A 21521-nucleotide genomic window follows, 5' to 3' on the forward strand; every position below is an offset into this window, starting at 1 on the left:
GGCGTTCGGCGTGGAGGTGGCGGGATCCTAAGGACAATCAGCCCGCCTGCACCTTGGCCCCGTAGGTGGCGGCATCCATCAGGTCGTCGAGCTCAGCGGGGGCCCCCAGCCGCACCAGCAGCAGCCAGCCCTCCCCATAGGGATCGTTCTGGAGCTCCTCGGGGCTGGCGAGCACCGCCTCGTTGCGCGCCTCCACGGTGCCGCTCACCGGAGCCATCAGATCCTCCACCGCCTTGACCGACTCGACACTGCCGAAACTGGTGCCCTTCGCGAGGGCGGCACCCACCGCCGGCAGCTCGACGAAGACGATGTCCCCCAGCTGGTCGACGGCGAAGGAACTGATCCCGAGCCGCACCAGATCACCCTCCGGGCGCACGTATTCGTGGCTCTCGGAATAGCGGCAGTCGTCGGGGAAGGAGTGCGCCAAGGCCGGTGCGATGCGGAGAAGCGGCCGTCAGTCTGACCGAGCGGCGCAGGCCGGGGCCTCCCCGATGTCACCAAGGGACGCCATCGCCGCCAGGGCCCGCTCCAGGGCCAGGGCCACATGGCCGTGGTGGGTGCCCCCCTGGGCGTAGAGCACCCAGGGCTCCCGCAGCGGCGCGTCGGCGGAGAACTCGCTGGTGCTGCCGTCGATGAAGGTGCCGCCCGCCATCACCAGATCACTGGCATAGCCGGGCATGGGGGCCGGCACCGGATCCAGGTAGGCCCCCACCGGTGAGCTGCGCTGGAACGCCCGGCAGACGGCGATCAGCCGTTCGGGATGGCCGAGCCGCACCGCCTGGATCACATCGCTGCGCTCGGCACCGGCGGAGGGGTTCACCGCAAAGCCCAGACCGGCGAACACCTCGGCCACCAGATCGGCCCCGATCAGGGCCTCGGCCACCATCTGGGGGGCCAGGAACAGCCCCTGGAACAGCAGGCGGTACTGGTCGAATCCGGTGCCGCCCTCGCTGCCGATGCCCGGGGCGGTGAGACGGCAGCAGGCCATTTCCACCAGGTCGCGACGGCCGGCGACGTAGCCCCCCGTCGGGGCGATGGTGCCGCCGAGGTTCTTGATCAGGGAGCCGGCGATCAGGTCGGCCCCCACGGCGGTGGGTTCCAGCTCCTGCACCAGCTCCCCGTAGCAGTTGTCGACGAAGCAGACACAGTCCGGCCGCAGCGCCCTGACCCGCTCACACAGGCGCCCGATCGTGGCCACGGGCAGGGAGGGGCGCCAGCTGTAGCCGCAGCTGCGCTGGATCAGCACCATCCGGGTCTTGGGGGCCAGGGCGTCCTCCAGGCCCGCCTCGTCCACCTCGCCATCGGCGCCGAGGGGCAGCTCGTCGTAGGTGATGCCGAACTCGGCCAGGGACCCCTGGCCGGTGCCCCGCAGGCCGATCACCTCCTCAAGGGTGTCGTAGGGCCGGCCGGTGAGGGCCAGCAGCCGGTCGCCGGGCCGCAGCACGCCGAACAGGGCGGCGGTGATGGCATGGGTGCCGCTGACGAACTGCAGCCGCACAGCGGCGGCTTCGGCCTGCAGCACCCGGGCGAAGACCCGATCCAGCACCTCCCGGCCCAGGTCGCCGTGGCCGTAGCCGCTGACCGAGGCGAAGTGATGCACCCCCAGGCGTTCGGCGGCGAAGGCATCCAGCACCCGGCCCAGCCGGGGCCGCACGGCGGCGGTGCGGCGGGCGGCCACCGGGGCTAGCCGCGCAAGGGCAGCGGCGACGGTGTCGGCGGGGCCGGGACAGACCTGCTCCAAAGCCCTGGGGCCAGCAGGGGTCACTCTGCCATCGTCGCCGTGGGTGAGGATGGGAAGCCAAGCCCCAGAGCCCACCCGCCCTTCCACCGGAGAACCGCTTGGTCGCACGATCCGAAGCCTCCCGATCAGGCCAGAGCGCCCGGACCGTGCGCGTCCCCCTGCAGGACACCAGCCATTCCCGCAAGAAGGCCCAGCTGCTGGCGGCCATGGAACGGCCCCGGCCGCCCCTGCCGGCCAACCAGCGCAGGTTCAAGACCGGCACCACCGGCTTCATGCTGGCCATCCACGTGGGGGCGGTCTTCGCCCTGCTGCCCCGCTTCTGGAGCCTGCAGGGGGTGATCGTGCTGGCGGTCCTCTACTGGGCCACGGTGCTGGGGGTGACCCTGGGGCTGCATCGCCTGGTGGCGCACCGGGGCTTCGAGGCGCCCCGCTGGGTGGAGCGCCTGCTGGTGCTGATGGGCACCCTGGCCTGCCAGAGCGGCCCGATCGAGTGGGTGGGCCTGCACCGCCACCACCACCTCTTCTCCGACCAGCCCAACGACCACCACGACGCCGCCCGCGGCCTCTGGTGGGCCCACAGCGAGTGGATGCTGCACAGGATCCCGGCCCTCACCGAGATCCATCGCTTCACCGGCGACATGGAGAAGGACCCCTTCTACCGCTGGCTGGATCGCTGGTTCCTGCTGCTGCAGCTGCCCCTGGGGGCCGCCCTCTACTGGTACGGCAACGCCGCGGGCGTCCATGGCGGCGGCCTGGGGCTGGTGCTCTGGGCCATCCCCCTGCGGCTGGTGCTCGTGTATCACGTCACCTGGCTGGTGAACTCCGCCACCCACGCCTTCGGCTACCGCAACTTCGACTGCCCGGACCGCTCCCGCAACTGCTGGTGGGTGGCCCTGCTCACCTTCGGGGAGGGCTGGCACAACAACCACCACGCCTACCCCCACTCGGCCCGCCACGGGCTGCGCTGGTTCGAGTTCGACATCACCTGGCAGCACATCCGCGCCCTGCGGGCCCTCGGCCTGGCCAGGAAGGTGCGCATCGCCCCGGGCTTCGGCCGACGCGCCGACGCGGGCGCCGGCGCCTGACTCAGCGCTCGGCCGGCTCCGCCGTGGCCGGAATCGCCGTGCCGATCTCGCGCCGGATGGCGGCCGCCAGGTCGTCCGGCCCCTCACCGGCGCCGTCCCCCTGCAGCCGGCGGGCCCGCTGCCGCAGCAGCTCCAGGAAGCGGTCCGGGCCCAGTTCCTCCTCCCCCGCCGCCCCCAGGGCCGCCAGGGTGCGCCGCAGCTCGGGCAGCTCGGCGTCGAGTTCCACCGCCGTGTAGTCGCGCTGGCCGGCGATCACCTCGGCGAAGCGCTCCCGCCGCTGGCGCTTAGCCACCGGATAGGCCGCCATCAGCCGGTCGCGGCAGTCGCGCCAGGGCCGGCCGGCGGTGAGCAGCTGGGCGAGGGCGGCACTGAGCCCGGCGGCCTCCGCCTCGCTGATGCGCAGGTCGAAGCTGGCCGGCGGCTGGCGGAAGCCCACGAACACCTCCAGCAGGGCCCCGGGCCCCAGCACCCGCTGCTGCTCGTCGCGCACCGGCAGGGCCGAGCTGCTGAGGGCTTCGAACAGCTCGGGGTTGGCCGCCAGCAGGGTGCGGGCCGGGAGCGGCTCCAGCCGGCCCCCGGGGGCCTGGGCATCGAGCCAGAGGTTGACGCTGCCCAGGGCCAGGAACACCTCCGGGCCCGGGGAGGCGAGCTTGCCGTTGCGCAGCATCGAGAGCTGGGAGTTGTGCACCCGACCCAGGTCGAGGGCCTCGGCCAGCATCGGCAGAACCCGGTGGGACCAGCCATTGCGCTCATGCCAGACGCGAATCAGGTGGGCGAAGGCGACGCGGCCAGATACGAGTTCGTCTCGATATCCCACTCGATCAGGATTCGTATTGCTACCATTGTAGTCACTCAACTGGAGCCCGGTCCTTCATGGCCGTCACCCCCCTCTCCCGCCCAGGCATCCCGCCCGTCGCCCCATCCGGCAACCGCCGCGATGCCGGCACCAGGGCCCGCCACACCCGCCGCCCCGCCACCATCAACCAGGGGGCCGATGCCCTGGTCCGGGCGCGGGCCCTGCACGATCCGCGCCGCGGCGAGCCCCGCGGCGTCTCCCCCAAGGGCACCCGCTGGGGCACGATCGGTTTCATGGTCGTGATCCACATCCTGGCGGTGGTGGCCCTGCTGCCCCGCTTCTGGAGCCTGGAGGCCGTGGGCGCCCTGCTGGTGATGTACTGGGTCACCGCCTGCCTGGGCGTCACGATCGGCTACCACCGCCTGCTCAGCCACCGCTCCTTCCGCGTTCCCCAGTGGCTGGAGCGCTTCTTCGCCACCTGCGGTGCCCTCAGCTGCCAGCACGGCCCCATCGACTGGGTGGGCCTGCACCGCCACCACCACAAGTTCTCCGATACGGAAGCGGATCACCACGACAGCAACAAGGGCTTCTGGTGGTCCCACATGGCCTGGATGTTCGAGGAGATTCCCGCCATGGCCGCCGTGCCCCGGCTCACCGGCGACCTGGCCGCCGACCCCTACTACCGCTGGCTGAACAAGGGCTTCCTGCTGCTCCAGGTGCCCCTGGGCCTGCTGCTGTTCTGGATCGGCACCGTCACCGGCGCCGGCGGCTGGGCCCTGGTGCTGTGGGGCATCCCCCTGCGCCTGGTCCTCGTCTACCAGTGCACCTGGCTGGTGAATTCGGCCACCCACATGTGGGGCGAGGCCGTCCACGACAGCGGCGACAAGTCGAAGAACAACCCCTGGGTGGCGGCGCTGACCTTCGGTGAGGGCTGGCACAACAACCACCACGCCTATCCCCATTCGGCCCGCCATGGCTTCGGCCCCCGCCAGTTCGACCTCACCTGGCAGCACATCCGCCTGATGCGCGCCCTGGGCCTGGCCACCCAGGTCCGCCTGCCGCGGGCCGCCGCCCCCACCAGGGCCATGTCGTAGGCTTGCCAATATGATTTCAGATGGCTCAGCCGGGGCGTTGTCATGGTCAAGAAGCGTGTGCAGGTGGTCCTGAGCGAGGACATCCTTTCCCTGGGCAAAGACGGGGACCTGGTGGATGTCGCTCCCGGCTACGCCCGTAACTACCTCCTTCCCACCGGCAAGGCCCTGGCCGTCACCGCCGCGGTGCTGCGTCAGGTGGAGCACCGCCGGGCCAAGGAGGCGGAGCGCCAGGCGGCCCTGAAGGCCGAGGCGATCGCCTTCCGCACCGCCCTCGACACCATCGGCCGCTTCACCGTCAAGAAGCAGACCGGCGGCGACGATGTCCTGTTCGGCACCGTCACCAACGGTGACGTGGCCGAGGCCATCGAGGCGGCCACCAAGAAGGAGGTGGATCGGCGCGTCATCACCGTTCCCGAGATCCACCGCACCGGTTCCTACAAGGTGCAGGTCAAGCTGCACCCCGAGGTCGTCGCCGACGTCAACCTGGAAGTGGTCAGCTACTGATCGGCCAGCCGCGAACCGAACTTTTCCGCCCCGGGCGCCAGAGTGATCCTCCTCACCGGCGCCCGATCCCGACCGATCCGGCATTTCCTCCGGTCCGTCGCGTTCTGGAGTCCTGCCCATGGTGAGCGTGCCCCTGGCTGGTTCCGACCCACCCCGGCCCGACGGCCCGCGGCCGGCGTCCCGGCGCGACGAGCAGGCCGGCTTTGAGGCCCTGCCCGATTCCGTTCCGCCCCAGAACCTGGAGGCGGAGGAGTCGGTCCTCGGCGGCATCCTGCTCGACCCCGACGCCATCGGCCGGGTCGCCGACGTGCTGCGCCCCGAGGCCTTCTATCTGGGCGCCCACCGGGAGATCTACCGCACTGCCCTGATGCTGCACAGCCAGGGCAAGCCCACCGATCTCACCGCCATAGCCGCCTGGCTGGCCGACACCGGCCAGCTGGAGAAGGTGGGCGGCAGCTCCCGGCTGGTGGAGCTGGTGGAGCGCACCCTCTCCACCGCCTCCATCGACCAGGTGGCCCGGCTGGTGATGGACAAGCACCTGCGGCGCCAGCTGATCCGCTCCGCCAACGAGGTGATCCGCCTCGGCTTCGACCAGAGCCTGCCGATGGAGCAGGTGCTCGATCAGGCGGAGCAGAAGATCTTCGCCATCAGCCAGGAGAAGCCCACCGCCGGCCTCACCCCCACCGCCGAGATCCTCACCAGCACCTTCAACGAGATCGAGAGCCGCTCCCTCGGCACCGCCGTCGCCGGCATCCCGGTCAACTTCTACGACCTGGACGCCATCACCCAGGGCCTGCAGCGCAGTGACCTGATCATCGTCGCCGGACGGCCCGCCATGGGCAAGACCTCGATCGTGCTCAACATCGCCAAGAACGTGGCCCAGCTGCACCAGCTGCCGGTCTGCGTGTTCAGCCTGGAGATGAGCAAGGAACAGCTCACCTACCGCCTGCTGTCGATGGAGGTGGGCATCGAGAGCGGCCGCCTGCGCACCGGCCGCCTGCAGCAGGAGGAATGGCCCCTGCTGGGCCAGGGCATCAACAGCCTCGGCCAGCTGCCCCTGTTCATCGATGACAAGCCCAATTCCGGCGTGCTCGAGATGCGCTCCCTCTGCCGGCGCCTGATGGCCGAAACCGGCAAGGAACTGGGCCTGATCGTGATCGATTACCTGCAGCTGATGGAGGGCAGCACCCCGGACAACCGGGTGCAGGAACTCTCCCGCATCACCCGGGGCCTCAAGGGCATGGCCCGCGAGCTGCACGTGCCCGTGATCGCCCTCTCCCAGCTCAGCCGCGGTGTCGAGTCCCGCACCAACAAGCGCCCCATGCTCAGCGACCTGCGGGAATCGGGTTCAATCGAGCAGGATGCCGATCTGGTGCTGATGATCTACCGCGACGAGTACTACAACCCGGAAACCGCCGACCGCGGCATCACCGAAGTGATCGTCACCAAGCACCGCAACGGCCCCGTCGGCACCGTGAAACTGCTGTTCGAACCCCAGTTCACCCGCTTCCGCAATCTCGCTGCCTAGATCCGCTGCAGCGCGTCACGGCATAGGGATATCCGCCGTATCGCGCCAGCGAAACTGGCAGTAGTGTCAGGATCAAGGCATCGCGAAGCTATACGTGCAGCATCATTCCTTCTGGTTCTATGTGTTCACGTTCTTCGGCATCATTCTGGCGCGCTATCTCGCCATGGCCGGCTTTGCCCACTGGCTTCTGTATCAACGGCAGGAGGCCAGGGTATCGGTTCTCAATGACATCCAGCTGTCCGTCATCTCCGCCGCCATCTTCTCCCTGGCCACCGCCCTGGTGATGACGTTGCAGGAGCAGGGCCTGACCCGCCTGCATGGCCAGATCCATGCCGAAAGCTGGTGGACCCTGCCACTCAGTTACCTGGCCGTACTGGTGCTGCAGGACGCCTATTTCTACGCCACCCACCGTCTGTTTCACCAGCCGAAACTGTTCCCCTGGTTTCACCGGGGCCACCACCGATCACGGCAGCCCACACCCTGGACCTCCTTCGCCTTTGACCCGCTGGAGGCCGTTGTTCAGGCCGTGTTCCTGGTCGGCATCGTGCTGCTGATTCCCCTGCATTTCGCCACCCTGCTGGCGGTGCTCACCACGATGACGGTGTGGGCCGTGGTCAACCATCTGGGCCTGGAGGTGCTGCCGCTCCACTTCCCCCACCACTGGCTGGGGCGCTGGCTGATCGGCCCCGCCCACCACTCCGTGCACCACCGCCGCCACGGCCACCATTTCGGGCTCTACTTCACCTTCTGGGATCGGGTGTTCGGCACCGAGGATCCCGCCTACGCCGCCTCGCTGCAGCCACCGGCCGCCTGAGCGCGATCAGGCCAGATCGGCGGCCCGCACCACGGCGGCCAGGCGGGAGAGCTGTCCGATGGATTGGTCGTGCTCCTGCGGGCTCGCCGCGGCGCAGGCGTCCTCCACCAGCACCACCCGGAAGTCCCGGTCGTGGCCCTCCCGGACCGCCGCCTGAAGCGCCCAGGCGGTGCTCACACCCCCCAGCAGCAGCCGCTCGGTCCCCGCGGCCCGCAGCAGCGTCGCCAGGGCGGTGCCGTGGAAGGGGCTCACCCGGTGCTTCACCAGCACCGGGTCGCCGGGCTCCACCGCCAGATCGGCGTGGAAGTCCGTGCCCCACTGGCCCAGGCGCAGGCCCCCCAGCTCCCGGGCCCGGCCCAGGAACGGGGCATGGGCGGACAGCTCCGGGTAGCCGGCCCGGAAGGCCACCTTCACCAGGAGCGTGGGCCAGCCCCGGGCGCGGGCCCGCTCCAGCGCCTGGTTGGCCGCCGCCAGCACCCCGCGCCGCTGCACTTCGGCGGCGTAGGTGGGCATCGCCCCGTCGGGGTGGATGAGGTCGTTGATCAGATCGATCAGCACCAGGGCGGTGCGCATGGGGGGATACCTCGGCCGCGGGGGTCCATCTTCGGCCGCCCGGCCGTGTCCCCCGGCCCCACCGGCCCCGGCCACGCCATACATTCAAGGCATGGCCCTGAGCGCAGACCCCACCGAACGCTTCGACCTGATCGTGGTCGGCGGCGGCCATGCCGGCTGCGAGGCGGCCCTCACCGCCGCGCGGCTGGGGGTCTCGACGGCCCTGTTCACGCTCAACCTCGACCGCATCGCCTGGCAGCCCTGCAACCCGGCCGTGGGCGGCCCGGCCAAGAGCCAGCTGGTGCACGAGGTGGATGCCCTGGGGGGCGTCATCGGCCGGCTGGCGGATGCCACCGCCCTGCAGAAACGGCTGCTCAACGCCAGCCGCGGCCCCGCCGTGTGGGCGCTGCGGGCCCAGACCGACAAACGCCACTACGCCCGCCAGATGCTGCAGCTGCTGCAGCACACCCCCCACCTGGCCCTGCGCGAAGCGATGGTCACGGGGCTGGAGCTGGAGGGCGATCCCCACGACCCGGCGGGCCAGGCGCGGGTGATCGGGGTGCGCACCTACTTCGGCAGCGTCTACGCCGCCGGTGCCGTGATCCTCACCACCGGCACCTTCCTGGGCGGCCGCATCTGGGTGGGCAACCGCTCGATGGCGGCGGGCCGGGCCGGCGAGCAGCCCGCCGAAGGGCTCACCGAAGCCCTGCAGGCCCTGGGCTTCCGCACCGACCGGCTCAAGACCGGCACCCCCGCCCGCGTCGACCGGCGCAGCGTGGCCCTCGACCAGCTGGAGGAGCAGCCCAGCGACGCCGCCGACCGCTTCTTCAGCTTCGATCCCACCGCCCGGGTGAGCGGCGAGCAGATGGCCTGCCACATCACCCGCACCACGGCGGCCACCCACCGGCTGATCCGCGACAACCTGCACCTGACGCCGATCTACGGCGGTTTCATCGACAGCAAGGGGCCCCGCTACTGCCCCTCGATCGAGGACAAGATCGTGCGCTTCGCCGACAAGGACAGCCACCAGATCTTCCTGGAGCCGGAGGGGCGCGACACGCCCGAGCTGTATGTCCAGGGCTTCTCCACCGGCCTGCCCGAATCGCTGCAGCTGGCCCTGCTGCGGACGCTTCCGGGCTTGGAGGCCTGCGTGATGCTGCGCCCCGCCTACGCCGTCGACTACGACATCCTGCCCGCCACCCAGCTGGAGCCCTCCCTGCAAACCAAGCGGCTGCGGGGCCTGTTCTCGGCGGGCCAGCTCAACGGCACCACCGGCTACGAGGAGGCCGCCGCCCAGGGGCTGGTGGCCGGGCTGAACGCCGCCCGGCTGCTGGGGGGCCAGGACCCGGTGCATTTCCCCCGGGAGGGCAGCTACATCGGCACCCTCATCGACGACCTGGTCACCCAGGACCTCAAGGAGCCCTACCGGGTGCTGACCAGCCGCAGCGAGTACCGCCTGGTGCTGCGCGGCGACAACGCCGATCGCCGCCTCACGCCCCTCGGCCGCCGGCTGGGCCTGATCGACGAACGGCGCTGGCGCCTGTTCGAGCAGAAGCAGGCCGCCATCGACACCGAGAAGCAGCGGCTGGAAACGGTGCGGCTCAAGGCCTCCGACCCCGCCGCCACCGCCGTGGCCGCCGCCACCGGTGCCGGCATCAACGGCTCGATCACCCTGGCCGATCTGCTGCGCCGGCCGGGCCTGCACGGCGAGGATCTGGTGCGGATGGGGCTGATGGATCCGGATCTGCCGATCGATGTGCGCGACGGCGCCGAGATCGACATCAAGTACAGCGGCTATCTGGCCCGCCAGGAACAGCAGATCGCGCGAGTGCGGCGCCAGCTCGACCGCGCCATCCCCCCTGGTGTGGACTACGCCGCCATCGGCACCCTCTCGGCGGAAGCCCGCGAGAAACTGGCGGCGATCCAGCCCCAGAGCCTGGGCCAGGCCTCCCGCATTCCCGGGGTCAGCCCCGCCGATGTCAACGCCCTGCTGCTCTGGCTGGAGCTGCAGCGGCGCCGGGAGCCACCGGCCCCTCGTCAGACCGTGGAAGCATCGTTACAGTGACGCACGCCTGACGCCGAGGACTGCAGATGAGCCCCTCCCCTCGGCGTCCCCTGCGCGGCATTCCCACCTCCCGCGCCTACTGGGAGCTGAAGGCCGAGCAGATGATGAACCGGGTCTTCGACCCGGAGGCCACCATCGATCTCGACGTGGCCTCCCAGGCCGAGCCCCCCCCGGCCCTGCCCCTGGCCCCCGCGGTGCGGCGGCTGCGGGGACGGCCCGCCGCTCCGGCGCCGGCCCCGTCGCGGCCCGACCGCAACACCCTGCTGCTCACGGCCATGGGCGGGGTCTGCATGGTCAGCGTCGCCAGTTCGGTGCTGTACCTCACCCACTCCAGCCGCATGCAGCAGGCCCTCAGCCAGGAACGCAGCCTGCTGCTGGTGGAGCGGCTGCGCAGCCTCGGTCCGGCCAACCCCGCCCCGCTCGGCGCCGGTGTCGGCGCCAACCTGGCCGGGGGCCCGTCCGTGCTGCCGCTCGCCAGCGACCAGCTGCCACCGCCGCCGGAAGAGCCCTGGATCGAGCAGCTCTCCCAGCTGCCCCAGCCGGAGGGCTCCAGGGCCCCGGTCCTGCGGGTGCCGGTGAGTCCGAAACTGGCCGCCGCCGCGCCCCCCGCCACCGGTGGGGACGGGGGCTACGCCCAACGCAGCGCCGCCCCAAGCGGCGGGCCCGTTCCCGAGCTGGTGGGGGTGGTGGGCTCGGCGGGCCAGCCCGCCTCGGCGATCTTCCAGATGGGGGGGAGCTCCACCAGCGTCAGCGTCGGCGAAGCGATCGGATCCAGCGGCTGGCGGCTCCGCTCCGCCGATGGCGACACTGCCATGATCGAACGGGGCGGCGAGGTGCGGCGCGTCTCGATCAGCAACGGCTACTGACCTGCCCCCCGGCCCGCCATGAACCAAGCCACCGGCGGCCTCCTGCCGTCCCCCGCGTGCCTGTGGCAGGCCAGTGCCGCCGAGCGCCCGCAGCCGCCGGTCGGCGGTGAGCTCAGCGGCCCGTGGACCCTGCTGCTGCTCGGGGACGGCAGCCCGACGCGCCATCTGCAGCTGCTCACCGGCCATCCGGTGGAGGTGGAGCTGATCGCGATGGCCTCGGAGCCGGGGGTCTCCGCCGGCGCGCCGGCGGAAGTGGCCGAGCTGGCCGAGCCGCTGCTGCGGCGACAGGTGTGGCTCACCTGCGGCCCCCAGACCCTGGGCTGGGCCGAGAGCTGGTGGAACCGGGCCGAGGCGGAGGCCCATCTGCAGGACCGCCGGCTGCCGATCTGGCGCAGCCTCTCGGCAGGACGGGCGGAGCTGTACCGCGAGGTGGATGGCCTCGGCCAGGTGCAGGAACCCTGGCTGGCGGAGCGTTTCGGCTGCGACGGCCCCTTCTGGAGCCGGCATTACCGCTTCTTTCGCCACGGGCGGGAGCTCACGGTGATCCGGGAGGTGTTCTCCCCGGCGCTGGAGCGGTGGCTGGGACCGGCCCAGGCCGGATCTGTTCGTAAAGACTCATCAATTCAGTAACGCCATGTGGCGGTTTGCTGTTGACGAATTGACGCTCCAGGCTCCCTGGCCAGGATTCGGTCATTCGAAACCGGATCATGGCCACCCGCCACAGCGCCCAGACCCCGCCGGGAGGGGACTGGCTCACCCTCACCGAACTGGGCCGCCGCTACGGCGTCTCCGCCGTCCACACCGGAAAGCTGCTGGTCGCCTCCGGCCTGCGGCGCAGCAGCGGTGAACCGACCGCCGAAGCCCTGGCGGCCGGCCTGGCCATGCGGCCCCAGCCGGGCCATCACCACTCCAGCCTCTGGCTGCACCAGGGGTGCGCGCCCTACCTCGAGCGCCTGGGGCTGGTGCCCCAGGCCCAGCGCACCATGGTGAGCCTGTGGGCCGATCTGCTCAGCGCCCTGCAGAACGGCTCCCCGTCGATCAGCATCTCGGCCGAGGAGATGGCCGTTGACGTGCCCCGCGACCTGGTGAAGCCGGTGAACAGGGAATTGCGTCAGCGGGGCTGCAGCTTCCGGGTCAACCCGAAGCTCAGGACAGCCGCAGGGCCTGGGCCTGCTTGCTCGCCTGCTCGAGCATCTGACGCAGCCGGTCCTCGTCGGTATGGCTGAGGTTGGTGCGCAGCAGCTTGGCGTGGGGCGCATGAACCCGCAGCCGCTCGATCAGCCGGTCGGGGGTGGCGTCGCGCAGCAGCAGGCAGAGGGCCGCGCTGCCGGGGGGGAGGGTTTCCCCCACCTCGCGCATGAAGTTGTCGTTGATGCCCAGGTCCGACAGGGAACCTGAGGCGGCCCCCAGGCCGGCGCCGACGGCCGCCCCGAGCAGGGGGTTGAGGAACAGCAGCCCCACGAGCGTGCCCCAGAAGCCACCGCCGAGGGCACCGGCCTTGGTGAGATTGAGCGACTGGTGCAGGCGCACCTTGCCGTCCGGTTCGGCTTCGACGACCACCGCGTCCTCGAGGGCGATCAGTTCCTCCTTCTGGATCTCCACCAGCTGACGCCGCACCTGGTCGGCCTCCTCGACGGACGGAAACCCAACCACCACCAGGCTGCTCATGGCCGACATCCCTGCAGGAACGACGTCAGTCCTAACCCACTGCCCGCCGAAATGGCGGAGTCGACGGCTCAGGCACGGCGGCGGGTGGAGCGGGGCAGCGGCCGGCCGGCCGCCGGTGGGGTGAAGGCGGCGTCCGGCGCACCGGAGCCCGGGAGGCGATCGCCACCGGCGTCGCGCCGGGCCGGCTCCGGGCGCTGCCAGCGGGGCAGGGTGAAGCTGTCGTCATCGGGCCAGTCATCGTCGGCCCCGGTGGCGGGAGACGAGGGCGCCGAGGGCGCGGCGGGGGCGTCACGGGCCTCGGCGTCTGGGGGACGGATCGGCGGCGCCGGGCGGCCGCGCCGGGACACCGCCTCGAGCATCGGCCGGCGGGAGCGGAGGGGAGCCGGGGCCGGCTCCGGGGCCCCGGGGGCGCCGCGGTCGCTCTCCTGCCAGGGTTCCCGCCAGTCGTCGCCGTCGTCGAGCAGCCAGTCGAGCCGGCCCTCCACCCAGCGGCCGAGGTCGTCGATCCGGGGCCGCAACTGGGGGCGACGCTCGCCCCCCCGCCCCGCTGGACGGCCACCGGGCCGGGACCCCGCCACCCCCTCGACGAACTGCCGACCGGCGGTCACCCAGCGATCCACGCGCTGGTCGAGGGGATCGCTGCCGCCACGGGGGCGCCGGGGAAGGTCGCGGTCACGGAATTCGCGTTCCCTGGGGTCGCGGTCGCGGAATTCGCGCTCGGGGGGATCGTGGTCCCAGGGATCCCGCATGCGGCCGTCGCCCTGATCCATCGGATGCATCAGGCGAGTTTAACGGCGCCGACCGGAGAGCCAGTGCTCCCGCCCCATCCCCACCAGGGCAATGGTGAAGCCGCCCCATTCCAGGGTCCACAGAAACGTCGCCATCGGCCCCAACACCTGCGCCAGAACCTAGGCGGTGTTGGGCTCGAACACCAGCAGGCAGCTCGCATCCCAGCGTCCCCCATGGAGGCGCTCGCAGCAGTGGCGGCAGGCCAGGCCCTGCCGGCGGCGCTGGTAGGGGGTGCGGCTGCCGCAGCGCGGGCAGCGGGCGATCCAGCGGCTGGCGGCCACCGGCAGGGGATAGCGGTGCCGCAGGCTCACCTGGAAATCGTCCTGGGCCCGGTTGATCTGCTCCATCCGGGTTCGGAAGCGGGGGCCATGGACCTCCTGCACCGCCAGCACCCGGTCCACCCAGGCATGGATCATCTCGTGGCAGAGGGTGCCCAGGGTGGCCTGCCGCGGCAGCGGCTCCAGCAGGGGGCGGGAGAGGACGATCTCGCAGAGGTCACGCCCGTCGGCCAGACGCCCCCGGCGGTAGAGCCCGGCGGTGCGGGTGAGGCGGCCGTCGCTCCAGCGCACGTCCACCAGCGGCCGGCTCTCCCGCGTGAGCTGGCCGTCGAAATGCTCGCGGTTGAGCCGGTGGAACAGGGGCAGCAGCGGTTCCAGGGGCATCGGCCCATTCTGGTGGGGTCGTCCGTCAGACTCTGCAACGCTGCGAACGGATGGGATCACCATGGACTGGGGACTGGCCCGCGACATCGGCACCAAGCTCCTGCTGGCGGGGGCCGGTGGCCTGCTGCTCTATTGGACCGTCTCGGCGGTGAAGCTGGTGCTCAGCGCCCGGGGCATCAATCCGCTGATCAAGCAGTTCTTCACCCAGGTGGCCTCCGGCCAGGTGGACGGCGCCTACCTGCTGACCACCCGCAACTACCGCTCCCACGTCAACCGGCAGCAGTTCATCCGCTTCCTGGCCGGGCTGCAGCTCAACAAGTACCGCAACCTCAAGTCCGGCCGACCCCGGCTGCAGGAGGGCCAGGTGATCCTGACGGTGAAGCTCAAGAGCGACGGCAAGGAGGAGCTGCCCCTCGACTTCACCTTCGTGAAGGTGGAGGAGACCTGGCGGGTGGACCGCATCACCAGGCTGGCGGCCGCCTGAACCGTGGCCCAAGCCCGGGCGGAGGAACTGCGGCGGCTGCTCAACCGCGCCGCCCACGCCTACTACGTGCTCGATGCTCCGGTGATGGAGGACCCGGTCTATGACCGGCTCTACCGGGAGCTCGTGGCCCTGGAGGAGGGCGATCCGGAGCTGATCCGGCCCGACAGCCCCACCCGGCGGGTGGGCGGTGCCCCGGCCGAGGGGTTCACCAGCGTGGCCCACCGGATCGGCCTGCTGAGCCTCGACAACGCCTTCTCCCACGACGAGCTCGACGGCTGGTACTCCCGGCTGCTGCGGGCGCTCGACCGGGAGCCGCCGGCCGGCTCCCCCGCTCCGGCCCTGCCGATGGTGGGGGAACTCAAGATCGACGGCAACGCCCTCGCCCTCAGCTACGAGCAGGGGGTGCTGGTGCGGGCCGCCACCCGGGGGGACGGGGAGCGGGGCGAGGAGATCACCGCCAACGTGCGCACGATCCGGAGCGTGCCCCTGCGCCTCGACCTGGAGCAGCCCCCGGCCTGGGTGGAGGTGCGCGGGGAGGCCTTCATCCCGGACGCCACCTTCGCCGCCATCAACGCCGAGCGCGCCGAGCGGGGCGAGGCCCCCTTCGCCAATCCGCGCAACGCCTGTGCCGGCACCCTGCGGCAGCTGGATCCGAAGGTGGTGGCCTCCCGGGGCCTGTCGTTCTTCGCCTACACCCTGCACCTGCCCGAGGACTGGCGGGCTGGCCCCGGTGACCCTGCCGGCCCCCGCAGCCAGTGGCAGGCCCTGGCGTGGCTGAAGGCGGCCGGGTTCCGGGTCAACCCCCACTGCGCCCTCTGCCCCGATCTGGCGGCGGTGAAGGCCTTCTGCGACCGCTGGGAGCAGGAGCGCCGCGGGTTGCCCTACGCCACCGATGGGGTGGTGGTGAAGCTCGATGACCTGCGCCTGCAGGAGGAGGCGGGCTTCACCCAGAAGGCGCCCCGCTGGGCGATCGCCCTCAAGTACGCCGCCGAGGAGGCCCCCAGCCGCCTGCTGCGCCTCACCTGCCAGGTGGGGCGCACGGGGGTCGTCACGCCGGTGGCGGAATTCGAGCCGGTGCCCCTGGCCGGCACCACCGTGAGCCGCGCCACCCTCCACAACGCCGATCGTCTGGCGGAGCTGGATCTCTGCGCCGGCGACACGATCGTGGTGCGCAAGGCGGGCGAGATCATCCCGGAAGTGGTGCGGGTGCTGGTCGAGCTGCGGCCGCAGGGGGCCCGTCGGCTGGAGCTGCCCCCCACCTGCCCGGAGTGCGGTTCGGCCCTGGTGCGGGAGGAGGGGGAGGCCGCCACCCGCTGCGTCAACAACGGCTGCCCCGCCATCCTGCGGGGGTCCCTGCGCCACTGGGTGAGCAAGGGGGCCCTCGATGTGGACGGCCTGGGCATCAAGCTGATCGAGCAGCTGGTGGACCGGGGCCTGGTGGCCTCGATCCCCGACCTCTACCGGCTCGATGCCGCCCTGCTGGCCAGCCTGGAACGCATGGGGGAGACCTCCGCCGCCAAGCTGGTGGCCGCCCTGGAGGCCTCGAAGCAGCAGCCCTGGCACCGCCAGCTCTACGGCCTCGGCATCCACCACGTGGGGGAGGTGAATGCCAAGGCCCTGGCCCGGGCCTTCCCCAGCGCCTCAGCCCTGGAGGCCGCCGCCCTCGCCGGGGAAGCCGACGAAGGCGCCGAGGCCGGGGAGGCACCGGATCCGCTCACGGCGGTCTTCGGCATCGGCCCCGAGATCGCCCAGTCCCTGCGGCAGTGGTTCGCCACGCCGGCCAACCGGTTGCTGCTGGAGCAGCTGGGGGCGCTGGGCTTCTCCCTGGCCGCCCCCCCGGAGCCGGCTGGCGGCGATGGGGGGCCACCGGCGGCGACGCCCCTGGCGGGCCTCAGCTTCGTGCTCACCGGCACCCTCCCCTCCCTGAGCCGCGCCGCGGCCCAGGCCCTGATCGAGGCGGCCGGGGGCAAGGTGAGCGGCTCGGTGAGCCGCCGCACCAGCTACGTGGTGGCCGGCGAGGAGGCCGGCGGCAAACTCACCAAGGCCCAGTCCCTGGGCGTTGCCGTGCTGGATGAGGACGGCCTGCGGGCGCTGCTGGCGGCGGATCCGGGCTGAGGCTGCCCCGTGGATGACGGCGCCGGGGCGGACGGCCAGAGTGACGGTGGTGCCCCTGTCCGTGCCCATGCGACGACGGCAACTGATCGTGATCGCCGTGGTGGCGGCCTTGGGCTGGAGCGTGGCCCGGGCCCTGCCGCCGGGGGCGGCCCCGACCCTGCAGGGGCTGGCGGCGGCGCGCGGGCTGCGCTGGGGCACCGCCGTCACCAATGACCAGCTGCGGGATCCGGGCCTGCGCCGCCTGGTGAGCGAGCAGAGCGGCCTGATCGTGCCCGAATCGGAGCTGAAGTGGGATGGGGTGGAGGCCACGCCCGGGCGCTTCGATTTCAGCGCCCCGGACCGGCTGCTGGCCTTCGCCCGCGGGCAGGGGCTGGCGATGCGGGGCCACACCCTGGTGTGGCACGAGCAGCTGCCGGCCTGGGTGAAGGCCCTCTCCCCGGCGGAGCTGGATCGGGCCATGGCGACCTACATCGGCACCGTGGTGGGCCACTACCGCGGCCAGCTGCCGTCGTGGGACGTGGTGAACGAGCCGATCGCCGACGACGGTTCGGGCCTGCGCCGCAGCCTCTGGCTGGAGCGGCTGGGCCCCGACTACATCGCCCGGGCGCTGACCCTGGCCCACCGGGCCGACCCGAAGGCGGCCCTGGTGATCAACGAGTACGGGCTGGAGGGCGATGACGCCAAGACGGCGCGCAAACGGCAGGCCTTCCTGAAGCTCCTGAGGCAACTGCGGCAGCGCGGCGTCCCGCTCAACGCCGTGGGCCTGCAGGCCCATCTCTATGCCAACGGCAGCGGGCCGACCACCTTCCGCACCCTGCCCGCCTTCCTCAAGGAGCTGGCGGCCCTGGACCTAGACATCCTCGTGACCGAACTGGACGTCAACGACCGGGAACTGCCGGCGGCCATCCCGGAGCGGGACCGGGCCGTGGCGGCCGTGTACGGCGCCTTCCTGGCGGCGGTCCTGCCGGAACCGCGGCTGAAACTGATCACCACCTGGGGATTGAGTGATCGCACCACCTGGCTGAATGCCTTCATGCCCCGGGCAGACGGTCTGCCCCAGCGGCCCCTGCCCTTCGATGAAGACAACCGACCCAAAGCGGCGACCGCCACGATTCAGGCGGCCCTCGACAAGCGTTGAGGGGCTCAGATGGGCGATCCAAGCAGAGCTGGCAGATGACAGATTCCCGAGTTGTCGATAGGGCTTACCCAAGCAAAAAAATTCGCTCCTAGTAGAATGGAAATTCGTTCATCCAACGTCGGAATGCCCCCATCCGCCGCGGGCGCAAGTGAGCCTGACTCCGCCGGCCCGGCCGGTCAGGCCCTGGATGTCACCGCCCCTGACATCGCCGCGACGGATGACGATGAGGCGATCCCCAGCTCCCGCAGGGCCGATCTCACCATCCTGCTGATTTCGGCGGGCCTGCTGATCACGGCCCTGGCCATCGTGATCAACTTCTTCACCGCCCGCTCCCGCGATGCGGTCATCAATGCCACCCCGATCGTGCTGCGGAGTCCGGTCACCGGCACCCTGGAAAGCCTCAACGTGGGCACCGGGGTGGAGGTCCGCCCCGGCCAGACCCTGGCGATCATCGTCAACCCCAGGGCCTCCCGGGACACCCTTTCGGCCCTCGAGACCGAACTGGAGACGGCCCGGGGCCGCCTGCAGGAACTGCGCACCCGCCGTGACCTGCGCCGGAAGCTCGTGGAGCGGCTCAGCCAGGACGCCCGCCAGCAGCGCAACCTGGAGGTGGCACGCGACCAGGGCGACCGGGACAGCCTCGGTTTCGCCCTCGATCGCGCCCGCAAGGAACTGGCCTTCGCCCAGAGGGAAACCCAGCGCCAGGAGGAGCTGTTCCGGGCCGGTGCCGTGGCCGCCAACGTGGTCGACCGGGCCCGCACCACCGAGCTGCAGCGGGCCCGGGAGGTGCGGGGTCTGGAGGCCCAGCTGGCCGGCCAGGCGGCGGTGCTGGAGGCCTCCCGCAACGAACTGACCCTGCGCAACAACCGCAGCAACTCCGATCCGGTGGTGCGGCTTCAGGAGGCCACCATCGCCCTGGAGAACGCCGAAGGGGATGTGCGCACCCAGGCGTTCCAGGTGAGTGGCCTGGAGCAGCAGGTGGCCGTGGCCCGCAAGGAATGGCAGGAGCGCAGCAGCGCCCGCCTGATCAGCCCCCGCAAGGCGGTGATCTGGCAGCTGGGGGCGCAGCGGGGCGACTCCGTCGATGCGATGCAGTCGGTGATCCAGATGATCGACTGCAGCCAGCGCTGGCTCACCACCACGGTGGCGGAGAACGACCTCAACCGGATCCGCCTGGGCAGCAAGGCCAGGATCGAGCTGGTGGGCAGCCGGGACAAGCTGCGCGGTGAGGTGGTGGGGATCCGCTCCGGCATCGGCCGCACCCAGCTGGGGGAGGAGGCCCCCACGCCGGTGCCGATCAACCTGGCCCGGGAAAGCGAGGTGAAGATCCGCATCCTCAACGACTTTCCGGCGCCGCCGGGGGAGTTCTGCTACGTGGGGTTCACGGCGAAGGTCAGCTTCCAGCGATGAAGTTCCTGCATGCGTTTTCGGATTCCCAGGGCCGCTCGCGGATCTCGCCCTGGGTCTGGATGGTGCTGCTGCTGTCGGCGGGGTGCCTGGTGCTGGCGGTGCTGCTGGCCAACCTGCAGGTGTCCGTGGTGGCCATCGGGCTGCTCAATCCCCTGAGCTTCCGGGTCCTGCCCGAGCTCTGGCAGGTGCGGGATGTGTGGATCGACGTGCTGCTGCCCCTGGCCCTGGCCATGGGGATCTGCCTGGGGGTGAACCTGCTGCCCCGGCGTCCCTCCAGCTATCTGCTGGTGAATGTGCTGCTGTCGTTGTTCACGGTCCGCTACTTCATCTGGCGCGCCACCACCATCAACACGGCCCACCCGGTCAGCCTGTTCTTCAGCCTCGTCTTCTTCCTCTGCGAGGTCACCTACCTGCTGACATCGGCGCTGCAGTTCTACCCCTCCCTCCGCTACCGGCCCCAGCAACGGCGGCGCCAGGCGGACCAGCTGCTGGCCTGGGCCAGGGAGCAGCAGCCCAGTGTGGACCTCTGGATTCCCACCTACAACGAATCCGAGCGCCTGATCCGACGCTGCGTCCTGGCCTGCCGCAACATCCAGTACGCCAACAAGACCATCTACGTGCTGGACGATGGCCACCGGCCCGCCATTGCCGCCCTGGCCGCTGAGCTGGGGGTGCAGTACCTGAGCCGGCCCGACAACCTGCACCGCAAGGCCGGCAACCTCAACTACGCCCTGGCCCATTCCAAGGGGGAGCTGATCGCCGTCTTCGATTGCGATTTCATTCCCTTCAGCCGCTTCCTCGATCGCACGGTGGGGTTCTTCCAGGATCCCGAGGTGGCCCTGGTGCAGACGCCGCAGCACTACTTCAACTCCGATTTCCACAATCGCAACCTCGGGCTGGATGTGCTGGTGCCGGACGACATGGACTACTTCTTCCATTACGTCCAGGTGATCCGGGATCCCTTCAATGCCGTGGTCTGCTGCGGCACCTCCTACCTGGCCCGGCGTTCGGCCCTGGAGGCCATCGGCGGCTATGTCACCCACTGCATCGTCGAAGACAGCCAGACCGGCACCCGCCTGCTCACCCGTGGCTGGCGCATGATCTACCTCGATGAGGTGCTGAGCCTGGGGGAAGTGCCCCGCACGTTCCGCGATTACCTCGAGCAGCGGCTGCGCTGGATGCAGGGCAACGTGCAGATCTTCACCTCCCCGAAACAGCTGCCGATCTGGAAGACGCTGGATTTCTGGCAGAAGGTGTTTTACCTCAACCTCCTGCTCAGCCTGCTGACGCCCCTGTTTCGCGCCGTTTACATCATTTTCCCGCTGCTGTCGATGCTGATCGGCTTCACCCTGATCGCCGCTCCACCGGTGGAGTATCTGGCCTACGGCCTGCCGTTCGTGATCCTGCTGTATTTCCTGCCTTCCTGGCAGACCAACGGCCACTACTTCCATTTCTGGACGGAGGTCTATGAAGCCCTGTTCTGCTTCCCGGCCCTGAGGAGGCTCTCCCAGATTCTGTTCCGGCCGTTCCGCTCCGTGGGCAGCCTGGTGACCAACAAGGACGTCACCAGCCAGAAACAGACCCTGGATCTGCGTTTCGCCTGGCCCTTCCTCACCTATCTCGTGCTGTTCGTGGGGGTGCTGGTGTTGAACTACGGCCTGCCGCTGGTGGACATCCGCTGGTCCCGATCCGTCTTCGAGGGGGAAGGCCTGATGGTGGGCTGGAACCTCTACAACGGCCTGCTGATGTTCATCTGTCTGCTGGCCTGCATCGACAAACCGGTGCGCCGCCAGGCCGACCGCTTCCCCCTGGAACTGGCGGCCTGCCTGGAGCTGGGGGGCAAGGAGTACTGGGGCACCACCAACGACGTGTCCGAGCAGGGGGCGAGCCTGGTGCTCAACACCGCCGCCCCCACCGGCCCGGAGACGGAGGGGCTGCTGCGGGTGCCCCAGTACAGGCTGGAACTGCCGGTGCGTCTGATGCGCTCGGGCCGACGGCGCCAGCTGCCGCTGCTGGGGCTCAGCTTCCAGATGCCCGCCCAGGAAACGGAGGCCGCCCTGATTCAGCTGATCTACGGGGAGAATGCCTGGTTCCAGAAGGTGACGCGGGTGGGCAGCATCGAGGCCCTGTTCCTGCTGCTGGGCAGCGTGGTGCGCGCCGAACCGATTGTGCGGCGCTCCTGACCCCCGGCCCGTCAACCCGCGTCGATC

At 70.7% G+C, this 21521-nt stretch carries 21 protein-coding genes; 14 read left to right on the forward strand and 7 right to left on the reverse strand.

The features are described from left to right. Positions 1–37: 37 nt before the first annotated feature. Positions 38–427 (reverse strand): glycine cleavage system protein GcvH, encoded by a 390-nt coding sequence (gene gcvH, locus L107_RS01560; RefSeq protein ID WP_159816138.1) that lies wholly within the window; start codon positions 425–427, stop codon positions 38–40. 27 nt (positions 428–454) lie between these two features. Then, positions 455–1741, reverse strand: a complete 1287-nt coding sequence (locus tag L107_RS01565; RefSeq protein ID WP_159816139.1) for a methionine gamma-lyase family protein — start codon at positions 1739–1741, stop codon at positions 455–457. A 206-nt stretch (positions 1742–1947) separates the two neighbouring features. Between L107_RS01565 and L107_RS01570 the strand changes: the two genes are divergently transcribed. Further along, on the forward strand, positions 1948–2826 hold the full coding sequence (locus L107_RS01570) for an acyl-CoA desaturase (RefSeq protein WP_370515330.1): 879 nt from the start codon (positions 1948–1950) through the stop codon (positions 2824–2826). A 1-nt stretch (position 2827) separates the two neighbouring features. On the opposite strand, the gene L107_RS01575 is transcribed toward L107_RS01570, so the two are convergent. Next, positions 2828–3643: a hypothetical protein gene (locus L107_RS01575; RefSeq protein WP_159816141.1), complete on the reverse strand. Its 816-nt coding sequence runs from the start codon at positions 3641–3643 to the stop codon at positions 2828–2830. A gap of 56 nt (positions 3644–3699) precedes the next feature. On the opposite strand from L107_RS01575, the gene L107_RS01580 reads away from it, so the two are divergent. The 4 genes from L107_RS01580 to L107_RS01595 all read left to right on the forward strand — a co-directional run bounded on the left by L107_RS01580 (position 3700) and on the right by L107_RS01595 (position 7562). Continuing rightward, positions 3700–4716, forward strand: a complete 1017-nt coding sequence (locus L107_RS01580; RefSeq protein ID WP_159816142.1) for a fatty acid desaturase — start codon at positions 3700–3702, stop codon at positions 4714–4716. A 42-nt stretch (positions 4717–4758) separates the two neighbouring features. Further along, complete coding sequence (rplI, locus tag L107_RS01585; protein ID WP_106219480.1) at positions 4759–5220, forward strand: 50S ribosomal protein L9; 462 nt, start codon at positions 4759–4761, stop codon at positions 5218–5220. A gap of 118 nt (positions 5221–5338) precedes the next feature. Then, positions 5339–6748 (forward strand): replicative DNA helicase, encoded by a 1410-nt coding sequence (gene dnaB / locus L107_RS01590; RefSeq protein WP_159816143.1) that lies wholly within the window; start codon positions 5339–5341, stop codon positions 6746–6748. A gap of 94 nt (positions 6749–6842) precedes the next feature. Next, positions 6843–7562: a sterol desaturase family protein gene (locus tag L107_RS01595; protein ID WP_159816144.1), complete on the forward strand. Its 720-nt coding sequence runs from the start codon at positions 6843–6845 to the stop codon at positions 7560–7562. Positions 7563–7568: 6 nt separating this feature from the next. Here the strand turns inward: L107_RS01595 and L107_RS01600 are convergent, their stop codons facing one another. Further along, positions 7569–8135 carry a cysteine hydrolase family protein gene (locus tag L107_RS01600; RefSeq protein ID WP_159816145.1) on the reverse strand — a complete coding sequence of 189 codons (567 nt, stop codon included), beginning with the start codon at positions 8133–8135 and terminating at the stop codon, positions 7569–7571. A 91-nt stretch (positions 8136–8226) separates the two neighbouring features. Here L107_RS01600 and mnmG point away from each other — a divergent pair, with 91 nt between their 5' ends. The 4 genes from mnmG (at position 8227) to L107_RS01620 (ending at position 12271) form a co-directional block, all read left to right on the forward strand. Continuing rightward, the gene (gene mnmG / locus L107_RS01605) at positions 8227–10179 is read left to right on the forward strand and encodes a tRNA uridine-5-carboxymethylaminomethyl(34) synthesis enzyme MnmG (protein WP_159816146.1); all 1953 of its coding nucleotides are present in this window, start codon (positions 8227–8229) and stop codon (positions 10177–10179) included. A gap of 26 nt (positions 10180–10205) precedes the next feature. Further along, positions 10206–11045, forward strand: a complete 840-nt coding sequence (locus L107_RS01610) for a hypothetical protein (RefSeq protein ID WP_159816147.1) — start codon at positions 10206–10208, stop codon at positions 11043–11045. 18 nt (positions 11046–11063) lie between these two features. Continuing rightward, positions 11064–11675 carry a chorismate lyase gene (locus L107_RS01615; protein ID WP_159816148.1) on the forward strand — a complete coding sequence of 204 codons (612 nt, stop codon included), beginning with the start codon at positions 11064–11066 and terminating at the stop codon, positions 11673–11675. A gap of 77 nt (positions 11676–11752) precedes the next feature. Beyond that, positions 11753–12271, forward strand: coding sequence for a hypothetical protein (locus L107_RS01620; protein WP_106219486.1), 519 nt, complete (start codon positions 11753–11755; stop codon positions 12269–12271). On the opposite strand, the gene L107_RS01625 is transcribed toward L107_RS01620, so the two are convergent. From L107_RS01625 to L107_RS01635, 3 genes are all read right to left on the reverse strand, one after another. Beyond that, positions 12192–12713 carry a DUF1269 domain-containing protein gene (locus L107_RS01625; protein WP_106219487.1) on the reverse strand — a complete coding sequence of 174 codons (522 nt, stop codon included), beginning with the start codon at positions 12711–12713 and terminating at the stop codon, positions 12192–12194. The two genes, L107_RS01620 and L107_RS01625, sit on opposite strands and share 80 nt — an antisense overlap. Before the next feature lie 68 nt (positions 12714–12781). Continuing rightward, positions 12782–13483, reverse strand: a complete 702-nt coding sequence (locus tag L107_RS01630; RefSeq protein WP_236550441.1) for a hypothetical protein — start codon at positions 13481–13483, stop codon at positions 12782–12784. 138 nt (positions 13484–13621) lie between these two features. Further along, positions 13622–14164 (reverse strand): SprT family zinc-dependent metalloprotease, encoded by a 543-nt coding sequence (locus L107_RS01635; protein ID WP_159816149.1) that lies wholly within the window; start codon positions 14162–14164, stop codon positions 13622–13624. Between the two features lie 61 nt (positions 14165–14225). Here L107_RS01635 and L107_RS01640 point away from each other — a divergent pair, with 61 nt between their 5' ends. The 5 genes from L107_RS01640 (at position 14226) to L107_RS01660 (ending at position 21494) form a co-directional block, all read left to right on the forward strand. Continuing rightward, positions 14226–14648 carry a hypothetical protein gene (locus L107_RS01640; protein ID WP_159816150.1) on the forward strand — a complete coding sequence of 141 codons (423 nt, stop codon included), beginning with the start codon at positions 14226–14228 and terminating at the stop codon, positions 14646–14648. A gap of 3 nt (positions 14649–14651) precedes the next feature. After that, positions 14652–16763, forward strand: coding sequence for an NAD-dependent DNA ligase LigA (ligA, locus tag L107_RS01645; RefSeq protein ID WP_159816151.1), 2112 nt, complete (start codon positions 14652–14654; stop codon positions 16761–16763). Positions 16764–16830: 67 nt separating this feature from the next. Next, positions 16831–17901, forward strand: coding sequence for an endo-1,4-beta-xylanase (locus L107_RS01650; RefSeq protein ID WP_159816152.1), 1071 nt, complete (start codon positions 16831–16833; stop codon positions 17899–17901). 123 nt (positions 17902–18024) lie between these two features. Beyond that, a complete protein-coding gene (locus L107_RS01655) occupies positions 18025–19311 on the forward strand; it encodes an HlyD family secretion protein (RefSeq protein ID WP_159816153.1) in 1287 nt (428 codons plus the stop codon). Further along, entirely contained in the window at positions 19308–21494 is a 2187-nt protein-coding gene (locus L107_RS01660; protein ID WP_159816154.1) for a glycosyltransferase, read from the forward strand. The genes L107_RS01655 and L107_RS01660 overlap by 4 nt, the downstream gene beginning before the upstream one ends. The last annotated feature ends 27 nt before the right edge of the window (positions 21495–21521 follow it).

Source organism: Cyanobium sp. Copco_Reservoir_LC18, from assembly GCF_009834675.1.
GTDB lineage: Bacteria > Cyanobacteriota > Cyanobacteriia > PCC-6307 > Cyanobiaceae > Cyanobium > Cyanobium minutissimum.

What these genes read in the sequence shown, in the direction of transcription:
- L107_RS01570 (WP_370515330.1), top strand. Translation starts at nt 1,948, where the DNA reads ATGGAACGGCCCCGGCCGCCCCTGCCGGCCAACCAGCGCAGGTTCAAG.
- L107_RS01580 (WP_159816142.1), top strand. Translation starts at nt 3,700, where the DNA reads ATGGCCGTCACCCCCCTCTCCCGCCCAGGCATCCCGCCCGTCGCCCCA.
- rplI (WP_106219480.1), top strand. Translation starts at nt 4,759, where the DNA reads ATGGTCAAGAAGCGTGTGCAGGTGGTCCTGAGCGAGGACATCCTTTCC.
- dnaB (WP_159816143.1), top strand. Translation starts at nt 5,339, where the DNA reads ATGGTGAGCGTGCCCCTGGCTGGTTCCGACCCACCCCGGCCCGACGGC.
- L107_RS01600 (WP_159816145.1), bottom strand. Translation starts at nt 8,135, where the DNA reads ATGCGCACCGCCCTGGTGCTGATCGATCTGATCAACGACCTCATCCAC.
- mnmG (WP_159816146.1), top strand. Translation starts at nt 8,227, where the DNA reads ATGGCCCTGAGCGCAGACCCCACCGAACGCTTCGACCTGATCGTGGTC.
- L107_RS01610 (WP_159816147.1), top strand. Translation starts at nt 10,206, where the DNA reads ATGAGCCCCTCCCCTCGGCGTCCCCTGCGCGGCATTCCCACCTCCCGC.
- L107_RS01615 (WP_159816148.1), top strand. Translation starts at nt 11,064, where the DNA reads ATGAACCAAGCCACCGGCGGCCTCCTGCCGTCCCCCGCGTGCCTGTGG.
- L107_RS01620 (WP_106219486.1), top strand. Translation starts at nt 11,753, where the DNA reads ATGGCCACCCGCCACAGCGCCCAGACCCCGCCGGGAGGGGACTGGCTC.
- L107_RS01625 (WP_106219487.1), bottom strand. Translation starts at nt 12,713, where the DNA reads ATGAGCAGCCTGGTGGTGGTTGGGTTTCCGTCCGTCGAGGAGGCCGAC.
- L107_RS01630 (WP_236550441.1), bottom strand. Translation starts at nt 13,483, where the DNA reads ATGGATCAGGGCGACGGCCGCATGCGGGATCCCTGGGACCACGATCCC.
- L107_RS01635 (WP_159816149.1), bottom strand. Translation starts at nt 14,164, where the DNA reads ATGCCCCTGGAACCGCTGCTGCCCCTGTTCCACCGGCTCAACCGCGAG.
- L107_RS01640 (WP_159816150.1), top strand. Translation starts at nt 14,226, where the DNA reads ATGGACTGGGGACTGGCCCGCGACATCGGCACCAAGCTCCTGCTGGCG.
- L107_RS01650 (WP_159816152.1), top strand. Translation starts at nt 16,831, where the DNA reads ATGCGACGACGGCAACTGATCGTGATCGCCGTGGTGGCGGCCTTGGGC.
- L107_RS01655 (WP_159816153.1), top strand. Translation starts at nt 18,025, where the DNA reads ATGCCCCCATCCGCCGCGGGCGCAAGTGAGCCTGACTCCGCCGGCCCG.
- L107_RS01660 (WP_159816154.1), top strand. Translation starts at nt 19,308, where the DNA reads ATGAAGTTCCTGCATGCGTTTTCGGATTCCCAGGGCCGCTCGCGGATC.